This is a genomic window from Paenibacillus dendritiformis (assembly GCF_945605565.1).
Classification (GTDB): Bacteria; Bacillota; Bacilli; order Paenibacillales; family Paenibacillaceae; genus Paenibacillus_B; species Paenibacillus_B dendritiformis_A.
Map to the genome: position 1 here is coordinate 5238068 of NZ_OX216966.1, position 14191 is coordinate 5252258.

Consider the following 14191-nt stretch of genomic DNA (forward strand, 5'->3'; position numbering starts at 1 on the left):
TCAAGGCTGTTCATTACACGTGGAAGTCGCCTTGGTACAGCTTCACATCAAGCGCAACCGACATGTCGCGATAGCGCCGCATGACGCGCTGGAACAATACATTTACCAGCATCGCCAGCGAGTTGTAGCTGTTTTTGAGCCCGCGATAGCCGAACCGGAGCTGCTGCGCATGGCGGATAGCTGCCGCTTCTTCGACAAAAATAAAGATAAAACGGTAAATCAGAATCATAAATTCAACAAGCAGAACGGGAATATGGATGGTTCTCATCACCTTGACCAGCTGCTGCACCGGTACGGTTAGGACAAAAAAGAGGGTGCAAGCGAGACAAGCCGTGCTTCTGAACAAGACATGCGCCGCAGCCTGCATGGTCGCATCTGACATCCCCAAATACAAGGACCCGGCCTGCACCTTCCATAACAGCCCATCCGCAGACGGCGACACGGATATCAGAATCGAAATGATGCTGAACAGTAAAAAAGAAAACGGCAGCATAAACCATTTGACGTACTGGCGGCAGGTCATTCTGGCGACATACATCGTTAGCGGAATAAGCAGCAGACAGATGGCAGCCTGCAGCACCGCCGATCCGTTCAAGGACAGGATCAGCAGCAGCATATACCCGAATGTTTTGATGTAGGGAGATACGCCGATCCAGCGGTTGTGACAGGCATATTTATCAATGGTCAGCATGTTCCCGCTTCCGTCTGCCGCGTTGCACTCCGATGACGTAGGCGATAATCCCGGTGCCGATGCAGCCTTGCAGCGTGAACAGCAAGCTTTCGATCTCGCCGCTCTTCGGCTCATATACGGGAGTGAACCATGGCTCGTAGTCCGGATGGAGTTCCGAGATCGCCGCTTCCGCCTCCCCGTCCGATCCTTCATACGCGGCATCTCGATTCAGCAAAAAAGGACTTACGATTAAGATAACGACCAGCAGCAATAGAACGAGATTGATATTGATCTTTTTCATTGCCATTGCGCCGCCTTTTCAGGAAGATTTTTGTGGATCAGATTGTACATCATGGTCGTTAGCAAGCCTTCCGCAATCGCTATCGGCACTTGGGTCGTGCAGAAAATGGCCATAAATTTGAGGATCGAGGCCATCATGCCGGAGGCCGGATCCGAAAAAACAATCCCAAGCTGCACCGAAGTCACCAAATAAGTGGCAAGATCGGCGATAAATGCGCACAGGAAGACGGCCAAGCCTTGACGGCAGCCCATTTTCCGGGCCAATCGATAGACGAGAAACCCGACGATGGGTCCGACGACAGCCATCGACACCGCATTGGCTCCAAGGGTGGTGATGCCTCCATGAGCAAGCAGCAGCGCCTGGAACAGCAGCACAATCGCGCCGAATACGCTCACGACAAGCGGCCCGAACAGCACGGTTGCCAGTCCGACGCCGGTGGGATGCGAGCAAGAGCCCGTCACCGACGGGATTTTCAGCGCGGATAATACAAAAATAAAGGCGCCGCATAAGGCAAGCAGCAATTTATTATGCGGATCGGCGGCCACCAGCTTGCGAATGCGGAGCAATCCGACAATCAGGAACGGAATAAACGCGATGCTCCAAAGGATGGACCACGCGGGCGGCAGGAAGCCCTCCATAATGTGCATCGCATGCGCCGTCTGCGGATTCGTGATGGCAAAATAAAGTACAGCAACGAGAACAAGCGGGATAAATTTGAAATAGTTAGCCGATACCCGGTTTCGCATTTCATGTCCCTACCTTTCTTTTTTCACAATAATCGTGGAAAAATAAGAAAGCTTTTCATCGTCATGCAGTTGGTTCAAGCCAAACGTTATCTTTTCGGAAGCCATGGATGCATCACTGACAAGCACCGCCTGCTCCAGCAAATCGTGCTGTTCCAGAAGCCGGAGCACCAGCGGCATATTGCTGGCTGCCTTCATGAATACAATCGTGTCGAAGCCGGTCAGCGCCTGGTGAAGCGCCTCCTCCCCGGAAGTGACCGGAATGACCGCCAGCGATTCCTCATCCATGACAAGCGGCCAGCCGACGCGCGAGGCCATATAGGAGAAGGAGGAAATCCCCGCAATCGTCTCGGTCTCGAGCTCCGTCCGCAGCAGCTCCAGCAAGTAGCTGTACGTGCTATAGACCATCGGATCTCCGATCGTAATAAATCCGGCATTTTTGCCCGATAGCACATCCGCCTTGATCTCCGCCGCGATGCCTTCCCAGGCCTGCTCCTTTTCCTCCTTGTTGTAGGTCATGGGAAAATGGCGCTGCTTCACCGTCAGCCTCTCCGGCAAATACGGAGCCACGATTTTCAGCGCGAGGCTGGCCCCGCCTTTTTTCGCTTCCGGCGTATAGAGTACGTCCAACCGCTCCAGCGTATGAACGGCTTTCATCGTCAATAGCTCGCTGTCTCCCGGACCTGTCCCGATCCCATAAAACTTAGCCATGTGCTACCATCTCCTTCTCCATCGCCATACGGATATGGTCGATAAACTGCGCCTGAATCAGCGGATTCTCGCCCAGCCCCTGCAAATAGGCGGCCGCTTCGAATCCTTGCTGCGTCAATTGCGATTTCCAGGAGTCCTCTTCGTCCGAAGCCATATCGTTGATCGCATGATCTCCGGCCACCAGCATGAACGGCATCAAATGGACCTTCCGGACCTTCGCCGCCTTGAGCTGCCCGATGACGCTCTCCAGCGGCGGGTAGCCCTCCACGGTGCCCAAGTAGATGGGCTCCCCGGCCAGCATATGGTCAAGACAAGCGTAGGCGCTGAACGCATGATGCTCCGAGCCATGCCCCATCAAGACCAGCGCTTCTTCCGCGGCCAGGCGCGGCGCTTGCGCCTTGACGGCCTGTATCGCTTTGCCGTAATCTTCATAGCTGTCGAGCAAAGGCTTGCTGATCAGCAATTGTTCAAATTGCTCCCGGTACGGCAGAGCCTGAGAGACGATTTTCTCGAACTCCTCGCCGTTAATGAGATGCAGGGATTGAATAATGACCTTGGCGTAACCGGCCGCTTTCAATTTTTCAAGCGCCTGCGCGGGCGTGTCGATATACAGCCCATCGCGCACCGCCAGTTTTTTTCTAATTTTGTTGGACGTAAAAGCCCGGAACACATCGTAGTCGGGAAATGTGTCTCTAATCTTGTTTTCGCAAGCTTCGATCGTTTTGGCGCGCGTCTCCGGATAGCTCGTTCCGAAGCTGACGACCAGTATCGCTTGTTTCTGTGTCATGTCGGCATAACCTCCCCGGCTTCTTCTAACAGCAGTGCAATCAGCGAATCCGGCTGCGCCGTCTCCGCCTCGCGATAGACCTCCAAGCCCTGCTCGCGTATCGTTCGGCTCGTCATCGGGCCGATGGACAGCAATTTCATCGAGCGGAGCCGGGCTTGTTCTTCCGCACTCAATACGGAGAGCAGATGCTCTACCGAAGCGGAACTGGAAAAGCAGACGGCATCAAACTTGCTCAAGTCAACAGGCCGCTCCGTCTCCAACACTTCCCGATACAGCGGCAAAGCAGCGAACTCGGCCGCTCCGACCAGTTCATCGGCCAACTGTGCCGCATGCTTCTCGCATCCGGCGAGCAGCACCTTCGTCCCATGCCGCCAATTCCCGGCGCAGGCTTGACGGATGAGGTCCGCCGACCGTCTCGACACGAGGACATCAGCGGCAAGGCCATATTCGCGCAGCTTCTCCTTCGTCAGCTTGCCGATCGCCGTCAGCCTGATCCCGCTCAGCGCACGGTTATCCTTCCCGGACTCCAACATCGCCTCGATGAACAAGGAGACGGCTTCCGCCGAAGTGAACAGGATTTCTGCGAACTCTGGCAAGGACGCCAGCACCGCGCTCATTTGAGCCGGATCTGGAAGTTTTTCAATCTGAATACCCGGATAAAGGGTGACCTCTCCGCCCAAAGCCGTAATCTGGGCGGCCAGTTCGCTTCGCCCGGCACGTGCCCGCGGAAGGAGAATATGCTTCCGGAACAGCGGTGCTTTCTCGAAAAAGTTCAATTTATCCCGCAGCTTCACCACATCGCCGACGACGATCAACCCGGGCGCCCCGATGTTGGCTTCCGCCACCTTGGCGCAGATTGTCGTCAGATCTCCGGTCACGGTCCGCTGACGGGAGCGGGATGCCCATTCGACCACGGCTGCGGCCGTGTCGGGGCGGCGTCCATGCTGGATCAAGTTCGCGCAGATCGATGGAAGCTGGGTCATCCCCATCAGGAAGATCAAGGTGCCGTCCAGCCGGGCCAAGCTTGTCCAATCGAGCGGATCGCTGCCTTCCTTCAAGTGTCCGGTGATCACGTGGAAGCTGGAGGCGCAGTCCCGATGCGTCACCGGGATGCCGGCATAGGCCAGCCCGCCGATCGCCGAGGTGATGCCGGGGACGACTTCGAAAGGAATGCCTGCGGCATGCAGGGTCTCGCCTTCCTCTCCTCCGCGCCCGAACACATAAGGATCGCCGCTTTTTAGGCGAATGACTAATTTGTTCCGTTTCGCCTGATTCACGAGAATTTGCTCGATTTCCGCTTGCGGAATCGGGTGGTGAGACGGCTCCTTGCCCACGTATATCAGCTCGCAGTCTGGTTTGCGATCCTTCAGCAGCGCCGGATTCACGAGGCGGTCATAGACGATCACATCCGCCTGCCGTATGAACTCCAGGGCTTTCACGGTTAACAGACCGGCTTCGCCTGGTCCGGCTCCGACAAGAACTACCTTGCCGCTCATCGGTGTTCCCCCTTTATTTCATATATATTGTGTATTGTGCTAGCTCGTTGACGTCTGTAATGACATTCGGGTATTGCAGCGCCGGCCGCCGAATGACGACGCAAGGAATGCCGAGCTCCCGGCAAGCGGCGATTTTCTCGGCAAAGCCGCCCTTCGGCCCGCTTTCCTTCGTAATCATCACGTCCGCGCCGGTCTGGCGGAACAGCTCGGTATTCAATGCTTGGGAAAACGGTCCCTTCATCGCGATAATCTGATCAGCCAGCAGACCGAGCTGTTCGCAGGCCGCGATGACGTCCGACACAGGCAGCACTCTCGCGATGACATGCTTGCCGGGGAGCTTCGCCACATACTCCGGCAAGTTTTTGCTTCCGGTCGTCAGAAAAATGCGGTCGCCCAACGCCGCTGCGGCGCGGCATGCTTCATCAATGTCACGGACGAGATGAAGATGGTCTGCCTCGCCGGATGACCTCTCATAGCGAACATAAGGAATATTCATGCTGCCGGCGGCGTTCATCGCATTCGCGGACACTTCCACAGCGAACGGATGGGTCGCATCGACGACCAGGGAGACCGCCTTCTCGCGCATCACCCGGCACATGCCGGCTGCATCCAGCCGCTGGCAGATGACCTGATCGGCATGCTGCTTCGCCAGCTGTTCCCCGTATTCGGTGGCCACGGACACGATATAGTCATGCCCGCGAGCGTGCAGCCAATCGCAAATATCGAGACTATCCGAGGTTCCGCCGAATATCAGGATCATAGCGTATAACCCCGTGGCGTGATCATGCGGCCACCGGAGACATAGGTTTCCTTGTTGCCGACGATCACCATCGTCGTCATATCCACCTCTTCATAGTCGATGTCCGCCATCGTCGTCAGTATTTTTCGTTCTTCCTTGCGGCCGACATCCTTCACGATCCCGACCGGAGTGGAAGGCGATTTATAGGCCATCATCATTTCCAGGGCATGCTGCAGATGGTTCGCCCGGCCCTTGCTTCTCGGATTGTAGAAGCAGACGACAAAATCGGCTTCCGCCGCCAGCTTCACCCGCTTCTCGATGACCTCCCAAGGCGTCATCAGATCGCTTAAGCTGATATGGCAAAAATCATGCATCAGGGGCGCTCCCAGTCTTGCCGCCGCGCCGATGCTCGCCGTGACGCCGGCCACGATTTCTACCTCAATCGCTGCTTGCTCTTTATCCACAATCTCGAGAATGAGGCCGGCCATGCCGTAAATCCCGGCATCTCCGCTCGATACGACCGCTACCGTTTTGCCGGTCTTCGCAATATCGACAGCTTCCTGGCAGCGGTCGATTTCCTTCCGCATCCCCGTTTTGACGACTTCTTTCCCCTGGATCAGCTCTTCGATCAGCCGGATATACGTAATGTAGCCCACGATCACATCCGCTTTTTGAATGGCGGCGAGCGCCTCTCCGGTCATCATGTCTCTCTCGCCCGGCCCAATTCCTACCACATAAATCATGCCTTCACCCCATCGCTTAGTTTCGTTCTCTCTCCCATCGCCATCGTGATTCCATTGACGGCGAACCTTGGCGTCAACACCCGGCCCCCGCTGGCAAGATCAGCCGCGGATAGCGCGACGCTGCCTACCTTCACAGTCTGTCTGACGAACTCGGATACCGGATACTTGCCCTCGACTTCACGCAGTTGATCGGCCGTATACGTGATGAAGGGGCAATTCCATTGTTCCGCCAAGTGCTTGATCGCCGGTTCATCCTTTTTGACATCGATACTGGCCATGACGGCAAAGGAATGCGGATCGGTATCATGCCGGAGGCAAAAATCAGCAAACGCCTGCCTCATCTGTTCAGGCTCGGTGTGCTTGCGGCATCCGACGCCAAGCACCCGTGTCCGGGGAACCAGCTTCACCGTGTGCACCTTCAATTCCGGCAGGCGATACCGATGCGTGACCCACACCAAGGCTTCGGCCTGTTCCGGAAGCTCATGCGGATTGGTGATTGGCGTGAAGCCCCGCCGGTCGATCTCTACCGGCACTTCTTCGTACAGGCACACGGTTTTCCCGGCGGCCAATAGCCCGTTGATTCGCTTGCAGTTCTCGCGAAAATCCGGGATCCATCCCGGGACGGACGGCACGATCATGTCGAGCGCCGCCACCTGCTGAACGTCTGTTGCCGTCGTAATTACGGGGGCTGCTCCCGTCAGCTCCGCCAGCTTGCGGGCCAAGTCATTGGCTCCGCCCACATGTCCGGACAATAGACTGATCGCGTGCTGTCCTTTCTCATCCATCACCACGACCGCCGGATCATACAGCTTGTCTGTGATGACGGGAGCCAGTGTCCGGACGGCAATCCCTGCCGCCATAATGCAGACCAGCGCATCATATTGCTGGAAAAGGAGTCGCATCCCCGTTGCGAAATCCGGTTCAAGCGCAGCAAACCCTTCGGATTGCAGCTTCGCGGGCACATAGCAATCGGCCGCCAGCGCCTCCTTGATGGAGGCGGCAAGCGCCTTGCCAATGGCCGTCACCGCAATAATGGCGGTGTTCTTATCTGTACTCATGCGAGAAATCCTTGTCGTACAGCTTGGAATAATAATAGGTCTCGCCCAGAAAATCCCCTACCATAATGAGCGCCGTTTTCGTGATGCCCTGCTCCTTGACTTTGGCGGCAATATCGCGCAGGGTTCCGGTCACTTGCTTTTCATCCGCCCAAGTTGCTTTATAGATGACGGCTGCCGAGGTATCCTCCGGATATCCGCCTGCCACCAGTTCGGCCACCACGTCCTCGACCGCTTGCACCGACAGGAAAATAACCATCGAGGTGCGGTGCGCGGCGAAGGATCGCAGCGATTCCCTGTCCGGAACCGGCGTTCTGCCCTCCATGCGCGTAATAATCACGCTTTGGCTCACTTCCGGCACGGTATACTCGACGCCGAGCTGCGAGGCCGCGCCCAGGAATGAACTTACCCCCGGGGTGCAGGTGAACTCGATATCCCGTTTTTTCATTTCCTCGATTTGTTCCCGGATCGACCCATAGATCGAAAAGTCTCCGGTCTGCAGGCGGACAACTTGCTTCCCGGCCCGCACGCCTTGTTCCATGCAATCGATAATCTCCATCAAATCCATCATGGCGCTGTTGTAGATTTCGCAGCCTTCCTTGCAGTACTCCAGCAAATCCGGGTTCACCAGCGAACCGGCATAAATGACGACATCCGCCTCTTTCAGGAGGTTGTATCCTCGCAATGTAATGAGTTCTTTATGTCCGGGTCCCGCCCCGACAAAATGCACTTTCGTCATGCTGTCCCGCTCCTTTCTTTTTGGCAAGCGATAATGAAGGTCGGATTTTGGGGCTTGAAATAATGCCCTTGTCCAAGTTCTTGCCATTTCGACACCTGCATTTGAATGATCTCGACTTCATGCCAGGGCCCTTGTTCGAGATAGGCTGCCGCTTCGAGGGCATTTTCCATCAAGATGAAATTGAGCACAAGCTGACCGCCCGGCTGAAGCAAGGCATGGCTCCAATCGATGATCTCCGTTAATTGCCCCCCGCTGCCGCCGACAAAAATAGCGTCGAACACGATATTGTCCAGCGGGATGGGAGCCTCTGCCGCCACGATCTCCACATTGTCCAGCCCGAACTGCCGCCGGTTCTGTTCGATTAAGGACAGCGCCTCTTCGTTCCGTTCTATCGCGGTTACCGCCACATGGGGGAACATCTTCGCAACCTGGAGCGCTACGCTGCCCGTGCCGGCTCCGACGTCGAGAACACGTCGGCTTGTCTCGTCCAAAGCTAATTTGTCAATGGATACGGCGCGGACCTCCGCCTTGGTCATCGGTGTCTTGCCGCGAATAAATGCTTCATCCCTCATCCAAAATCACCACCACATTCATATCATAGTGAGCCGCCACTTGCTCCGGCTTCAACCGATGCAACCGTTCCTCGGGATAGCTGAGGTTTTCTCCGATAATGAGCGTTTTGTGCAGCTTCCTTTGCAGAATTTCCTCAGCGATTTCCGCAGGGCCAATCTTGCTGTCCGTGACCATCGCCACTTTCGGATGCGCAAGCAGAAAGTCGAAGTCAGGCTGCTTGCCGTGGCTGCTCGTAATATACAGGTCGTTCATGGCAATGCCGCAGCGGCTGCATAAATATTGAATCGAGCTGATCCCGGGTACAATCTGAAGCTGTTCCTGTGGAAATCTGTCCAATGCCCATTTTCCGATGCCATACATTAACGGGTCTCCGGAGGCGAGCAGCACGATGTCCTGGCCGATCCTCTCGCGCAGAAAGGCTTCCAGCTCCGACAACTGCGAGGGCAGCAGCTTGCGTTCGGCCGGGTTGTCCGGCGGAATATCGCTGAGCTGCCGCTTCGAGCCGACAATCACGTCCGCCTTCTGTATGAGCAAGGCGCCTGCACTGGTCAGCAGCTCCGGACTGCCCGGGCCAATACCGACAATATGAATCATGGCCATGCCTCCTTGATGGTTGAGATGTCGCAGGTGGAAGCCAGCATTCCGCGATCCGTCGAGAACGTAATGACATCGATATCCACTGCCGGTTTGCTGTATTTCAAAAACTGTACTGCCCGTTCTTTCACTTTGTCCGTAATGGTCTGAAAAACCTCGCTATACCCTTCCGCCACCATAATTTCACCCGCCGCTTCCGTGGTCGCGCAGGCCGCAATTCGCTGGAGCAGGGGAAGGGGCGCGCCGGCCAGCGCCAGGTTCGCCACCATGATCTCTGCCCGCGCATCCGCGTCCTTGCTGTACGTGGTGAAAATGCCGGCGGATACTTTTATTAACTTGCCGAAATGGCCCACCATCAGCACATGTTCAAACGCGAGGCGCTGCGTCTCCTTGAGCATGTAGCCGACGAAATTGCTCATCGAGACCACGTATTTGCCGTCGATGCCAAGCTGCTCTTCGACAAAGCGCTCCCCGTAATTCCCGGGAACGAGAATGATTTTCCGGAAGCCCTGCGCTTTTTTCATTTCCAGCTCGATGGACAGCGACTGCTTCCATCCTTCATCGGACATCGGAGTTACGATTCCGGTCGTCCCCAGAATCGAGATTCCGCCGATAATCCCGAGGCGGCTGTTCATGGTGCGCTCGGCGCGCTCTTCGCCTTCCGGCGCGAAAATAACAACATCCGCCCCGCGGTCAGGGCCAATCTCTTCCCGTACGGCCGCGGTAATCATGCGGCGCGGCACCGGATTGATAGCCGCTTCCCCAACCGGGACCGCGATGCCCTTCTGCGTCACGCGCCCTATGCCTTGCCCGCCGTCGATGCGGATCTCCCCGCCGGCATTCAAGGTGACCTGCGCAAAAATCCACATCCCATGCGTCGCATCGATATCATCACCGCCGTCTTTTTGCACGGCGGCCGTGGCCGTATGCCGATCGAACTGCTGCTTGTCCACCGGAAGCTGCAGGGTCGTTCCGTTCGGCGTGATGATCGTCACCCCGGCGATCTTCTCCTGCTTGATGATCATGGCCGCTGCCGCTTTGGCCGCCGCTGCCGCGCAAGTGCCTGTCGTATAGCCCTTGCGCAATTTTTTCCCCTCGTAATATACGTAATCTTCCATCGGGCCACCTCTTCTTACATCGCGTACAGCACGGCGTTCATAATGGCCGCCGCCAGATTGCTTCCGCCCTTCCGCCCGCGGGCCACGACCGCCGGAATGTCGCTTTCATAAAGCGCTTCTTTGGATTCGGCCGCCCCGACAAATCCAACCGGCACGCCGACGACCGCCTCCACGTCCAACTCGCCTGCAACCGCCATCTCCAGAATTTGATAGACGGCGGTAGGCGCATTGCCGATGACAAACAATTTCTTGCCTTCTTCTTTGGCGGCAAGCTGAATTCCGGCCATGGAGCGGGTGATGCCTTGCTGACGAGCCACCTCCGCCGTTTCCGGTTCATTGACGTAGCAGCGGTAGCGACAGCCGTATTGCTCCAGCAGCTTTTTATTGATGCCGCTCAGGGCCATATTCGTATCGGTAAAAATGATGCCGCCCTCCCGGATCGTTTCGCGTATTTTCGTCAAGGCATCATGGGTGAAGACGAGATTATCCAAATAGTCAAAATCCGCCGTCGTATGAATCGCCCGCTTCATGACCAGCTCCTCTTCCCGGTTGCGGAACGTATAGTCCGGTCTTGTTTCCGTAATGATGTCCTGTATGATTTCAAAGCTTTTTTCTTCAATCCGCTTGGGGTTTTTGATGTAATCCATCTTTCCCTCTCCTTTTCGTGAGTTTCAATACAACCGCTAAAAAAGGGAACAAAAAAACACGAAACCTGAAGGTCCCGTGTCCATACGAAGAAAAGGCCGTATCCAAGTGTGTTCGCCAAATGAACACACTGGTGCCTGGGTTCTCTGCAATAGACAACTGTTCCCTTAGAAGTTGCTGCAAGGCTGAACAGAGGAGGTCTCCTGACTTGACATCATTCTACTTTCCCGCCTTCCCAGAAATAATTCCAGTGACATGAATGGGATTTCGTCCGCTTCACAGTAGCTAGGGCCTGTAGAGGAATCGCACCTCTTTCCCTGATCTCCGCTCAGTTTTCTATTCAATTTTTATCAGGTTCAATTTTTTTCACTTGAATTGCGTGAATCTCTTAGATGAATCATAGCTTGACTTCCATCGTGCCGCCTGTGACAGAACTCACTGCACGCCGGTTTGCCGGATGACAAAAAGAGCGTTTCAAGCCTGCTGACGGGCTCAAACGCTCTTTATGAAATCTTTGCGATAGCAATGTCCAGCCTTTGTTACATCATTTCGCTCAGGGTTTTCGCCTGCGCATCCAGATTACCCGCTGCTTTGCCGATTTTGGCAAATTCCTCGGTAGCTTGCTGAATTTGATGCTGACATTCGACGATTCCGTTCCGGGAGTTTTTCGTCCCCCCGCCAACCTGTCCTACCTTATCGGCGATTCTCTCGATGGCGGCTTGGACATTTTTGGCCGCCTCTTGGACGTGCTCGGCCAGCTTCCGTACCTCGGCGGCCACCACCTGAAACCCGAGGCCATGCTCCCCGGCATGGGCCGCCTCAATCGCCGCGTTCAGGCCCAGCAGATGGGTTTGCGAAGCAAAATCCCGGATCATCTGAACAATTCCTGTGATGGATTTGTGTTCAACTTCCAATTGCCGCAGAAGGGTTAAGTTGTCTTCACTGTCCGTCACCGCGCGCTGAATAGCTGCCTCAACCTGCTGGTTGCGCTCCACGCCTTCTTCCGTGCGCTTCAGCAAATCTTCCGCCATCAGCCGCAGCTCATCCTTCATTCGGGAGGCGGCGTTTTCCCTTGGCGTGATGTCGGTCGCCACCTTCAAGACGGCTACTGTGCAGCCCTTATCGTCAAGGACCGGCATATACGTTGCTTCCAGCCATACCAGGTCCCCATTCTTCGCTACCCGGGCGATCTTCTGTTGAAATTTTATACCGTTCCGCAAATTCTCCCAAAACGTATCATACTCTGCACTTCCGATAAACTGTTGCGTGCAAAACATCCGGTGATGTTTTCCGACAAGTTCTGACGCTGTATACCCCATTGTCTGGGCAAACAGATGGTTCGCCCAAAGTACTTCACCCTCGATGTTAAACTCGATCATGGCGAGCGACTGCTCTATTGCGGCCAGCACCGCTTGCTCCTCCAGCACTTGTGTACTTTTCTGCCTGATCCCACTATTCATTCATGCGCATCTCCCTTTTTTCATGCCATTGCAGCAGGCCTGCCATCCATACCTGCTTGCCCCCGGTTCGATTCCGACCTCTATATCCCCGCCCATGAGATGGCGCAACCGCTGGCTGATGGCCAAGCCCCAGTCCGGCACCTCGATATTTGCACATTGATGAATGATCAGCTTGTTGCGTGTGGACATACCGCGAATAAGATCTACCAATTTTTATGTAAATAAACTCTATTTTTATGAATTGGTATTACTTTCGTCCTGTTTTCTAAGCTGATGTTCAATATGCCTTAGGACTTTTTAATTATATAACATAGATCTCCACCATTTTTGAAACAAAAAATTTGGGGCTGTCCCATCTGCAGTGTTTCGCTGCAGTGATGAGACAACCCCTCATTCTCCAAGCTCGGCTTGCCGAAATAATGCAAAAATACAGGTTTCCACTATGAGGTGTCGCACGTTAGAGGGATTCCTGCAAAACTGCAGGAATTTCAGGCTTTGTCATAGATAGGAAGCAAAAATCGGCGAAAATAATGTATTTTAACAGGAGTTTAATCAAATACGGGCATAAATAGCGCAAATTCCTGCATTCATCAGGCTGTTGGAAAACCCCTGTTTTTTGCGAAGGGGTGGAGATTGTCCATTTTCCTACTCAAAACTTGGCACGCATAGCGTTTTCAATCGATTTTTTCTACGGAGAGACGAGATCCACCAGATAAAAAATGAATTGGAGAAAATTCCCACAGGCTTCTCAACGGCCTGATTTTACGGGATCCAAGAGACCACGTCGGATCCTGGGGGCATCATCACCTCCAGGAGGTATCATCGCCTCGTTGCCTCTCGGGGCTTGAACGTGTGGAGGGAATTGCTGCTATTTTACAGGAATTTCGGCTCAATGAGTCCACATTTCGAGGAATTGCTGCACAGTTACATCATTTTAGGCCCTTTTGAGCTAAGTTGAAGAGAAACGGGTGAAATTGCTGCAGTTTTGCAGGATTCCCTTTCTGGTAAAGTCGTCCATATCGAATTGCTGTATTTGCGCAGGATTTTGCCTACTGAATCAACGTGTCTTGAGAAATCGTGTAGTTTTGCGGATTTTGCCTACCGGATAGACGTGTCTAGGGAAATGGTGCAGTTTTCAGGTCGTTGGAAACCCCCTGTTTTTTACGAAGGGGTGGAGATTGTCCATTTTCCTACTCAAAACTTGGCACGCACAGTGTTTTAAATCGATTTTTTCTACGGAGAGACGTGATCCACCTACATAAAAAATGAAGTGCCAAAAAACCCCTTGGACTTTCTCAACAGCCTGATTCATGCAGGATTTTCATTTCACCAGCTCCGTCTCACAACCTCGTCTAAACCCGTCCCTATTCCGCCGCTTTGCCGTCCGCCGTCTTCCTGCCACTCTCTTATCTGTACATCCCGTCTTGCCCCGCATCCTTGCGCACTTCCTATGGGATAGCCTCATCACAATCGGGTTTGTCATAGAAAATTTGCTTTTGTGGCGCATCGGAAACGTTTTCAACTTTGCCGCAAGGCCGAAGGCCCGTTTCGTTTCAATCCAGGCATCCGCGTAGGATACAACTATAACTGTTTCCCCAATGCTTACCTTACGGATAATTTCAATCCACGCATCCGCGTAGGATGCGACCGCGCCATAATTGAGCCCACTCGTCATATTGTTTATTTCAATCCACGCATCCACGTAGGATGCGACTTATCATACATATAAAACCGAACGCACGTTCGAGATTTCAATCCACGCATCCACGTAGGATGCGACCACCAAGCCGTGCAGACCGCGCCGAGTTTCCAAAATT

General features: G+C 54.4%; 16 protein-coding genes, 1 CRISPR repeat array and 1 riboswitch (1 of these 18 only partly in view). All 16 genes read right to left on the bottom strand.

The features are described 5' to 3' along the window. Nucleotides 1-13: 13 nt before the first annotated feature. The 16 genes from cbiQ to NNL35_RS23495 all read right to left on the bottom strand — a co-directional run bounded on the left by cbiQ (nucleotide 14) and on the right by NNL35_RS23495 (nucleotide 12531). Nucleotides 14-691 carry a cobalt ECF transporter T component CbiQ gene (gene cbiQ / locus NNL35_RS23420; protein ID WP_254553777.1) on the bottom strand — a complete coding sequence of 226 codons (678 nt, stop codon included), beginning with the start codon at nucleotides 689-691 and terminating at the stop codon, nucleotides 14-16. After that, on the bottom strand, nucleotides 678-971 hold the full coding sequence (locus NNL35_RS23425; RefSeq protein ID WP_006675831.1) for an energy-coupling factor ABC transporter substrate-binding protein: 294 nt from the start codon (nucleotides 969-971) through the stop codon (nucleotides 678-680). The genes cbiQ and NNL35_RS23425 overlap by 14 nt, the downstream gene beginning before the upstream one ends. Further along, nucleotides 968-1618: an energy-coupling factor ABC transporter permease gene (locus NNL35_RS23430; RefSeq protein WP_254554002.1), complete on the bottom strand. Its 651-nt coding sequence runs from the start codon at nucleotides 1616-1618 to the stop codon at nucleotides 968-970. The genes NNL35_RS23425 and NNL35_RS23430 overlap by 4 nt, the downstream gene beginning before the upstream one ends. Before the next feature lie 108 nt (nucleotides 1619-1726). Beyond that, nucleotides 1727-2425, bottom strand: a complete 699-nt coding sequence (locus tag NNL35_RS23435; protein ID WP_254553778.1) for a cobalt-factor II C(20)-methyltransferase — start codon at nucleotides 2423-2425, stop codon at nucleotides 1727-1729. After that, complete coding sequence (locus tag NNL35_RS23440) at nucleotides 2418-3212, bottom strand: sirohydrochlorin cobaltochelatase (protein WP_254553779.1); 795 nt, start codon at nucleotides 3210-3212, stop codon at nucleotides 2418-2420. The genes NNL35_RS23435 and NNL35_RS23440 overlap by 8 nt, the downstream gene beginning before the upstream one ends. Beyond that, a complete protein-coding gene (cobA, locus tag NNL35_RS23445) occupies nucleotides 3209-4708 on the bottom strand; it encodes a uroporphyrinogen-III C-methyltransferase (protein ID WP_254553780.1) in 1500 nt (499 codons plus the stop codon). The genes NNL35_RS23440 and cobA overlap by 4 nt, the downstream gene beginning before the upstream one ends. Before the next feature lie 13 nt (nucleotides 4709-4721). Continuing rightward, nucleotides 4722-5468, bottom strand: a complete 747-nt coding sequence (gene cobK / locus NNL35_RS23450; protein WP_254553781.1) for a precorrin-6A reductase — start codon at nucleotides 5466-5468, stop codon at nucleotides 4722-4724. Beyond that, nucleotides 5465-6190, bottom strand: coding sequence for a precorrin-3B C(17)-methyltransferase (gene cobJ / locus NNL35_RS23455; protein WP_006675837.1), 726 nt, complete (start codon nucleotides 6188-6190; stop codon nucleotides 5465-5467). Before cobJ ends, cobK begins: the two co-directional genes overlap by 4 nt. Beyond that, nucleotides 6187-7248, bottom strand: a complete 1062-nt coding sequence (locus NNL35_RS23460; RefSeq protein WP_254553782.1) for a cobalt-precorrin 5A hydrolase — start codon at nucleotides 7246-7248, stop codon at nucleotides 6187-6189. Before NNL35_RS23460 ends, cobJ begins: the two co-directional genes overlap by 4 nt. Next, nucleotides 7235-7984 carry a cobalt-precorrin-4 methyltransferase gene (locus NNL35_RS23465; RefSeq protein ID WP_254553783.1) on the bottom strand — a complete coding sequence of 250 codons (750 nt, stop codon included), beginning with the start codon at nucleotides 7982-7984 and terminating at the stop codon, nucleotides 7235-7237. The genes NNL35_RS23460 and NNL35_RS23465 overlap by 14 nt, the downstream gene beginning before the upstream one ends. Further along, the gene (locus NNL35_RS23470; protein WP_111152182.1) at nucleotides 7981-8556 is read right to left on the bottom strand and encodes a decarboxylating cobalt-precorrin-6B (C(15))-methyltransferase; all 576 of its coding nucleotides are present in this window, start codon (nucleotides 8554-8556) and stop codon (nucleotides 7981-7983) included. Before NNL35_RS23470 ends, NNL35_RS23465 begins: the two co-directional genes overlap by 4 nt. Then, entirely contained in the window at nucleotides 8546-9151 is a 606-nt protein-coding gene (locus NNL35_RS23475) for a cobalt-precorrin-7 (C(5))-methyltransferase (protein WP_006675841.1), read from the bottom strand. The genes NNL35_RS23470 and NNL35_RS23475 overlap by 11 nt, the downstream gene beginning before the upstream one ends. After that, complete coding sequence (gene cbiD / locus NNL35_RS23480) at nucleotides 9148-10269, bottom strand: cobalt-precorrin-5B (C(1))-methyltransferase CbiD (protein ID WP_254553784.1); 1122 nt, start codon at nucleotides 10267-10269, stop codon at nucleotides 9148-9150. The genes NNL35_RS23475 and cbiD overlap by 4 nt, the downstream gene beginning before the upstream one ends. 14 nt (nucleotides 10270-10283) lie before the next feature. Continuing rightward, on the bottom strand, nucleotides 10284-10916 hold the full coding sequence (locus NNL35_RS23485) for a cobalt-precorrin-8 methylmutase (protein ID WP_254553785.1): 633 nt from the start codon (nucleotides 10914-10916) through the stop codon (nucleotides 10284-10286). Nucleotides 10917-11093: 177 nt separating this feature from the next. Further along, a riboswitch (cobalamin riboswitch) is annotated at nucleotides 11094-11265 on the bottom strand. A gap of 188 nt (nucleotides 11266-11453) precedes the next feature. After that, nucleotides 11454-12374, bottom strand: coding sequence for a methyl-accepting chemotaxis protein (locus NNL35_RS23490; RefSeq protein WP_111152186.1), 921 nt, complete (start codon nucleotides 12372-12374; stop codon nucleotides 11454-11456). Continuing rightward, nucleotides 12367-12531 carry a hypothetical protein gene (locus tag NNL35_RS23495; RefSeq protein ID WP_254553786.1) on the bottom strand — a complete coding sequence of 55 codons (165 nt, stop codon included), beginning with the start codon at nucleotides 12529-12531 and terminating at the stop codon, nucleotides 12367-12369. Before NNL35_RS23495 ends, NNL35_RS23490 begins: the two co-directional genes overlap by 8 nt. Before the next feature lie 1393 nt (nucleotides 12532-13924). After that, nucleotides 13925-14191: a CRISPR direct-repeat array (repeat unit 32 nt; unit sequence ATTTCAATCCACGCATCCGCGTAGGATGCGAC); it runs 489 nt beyond the window's last position.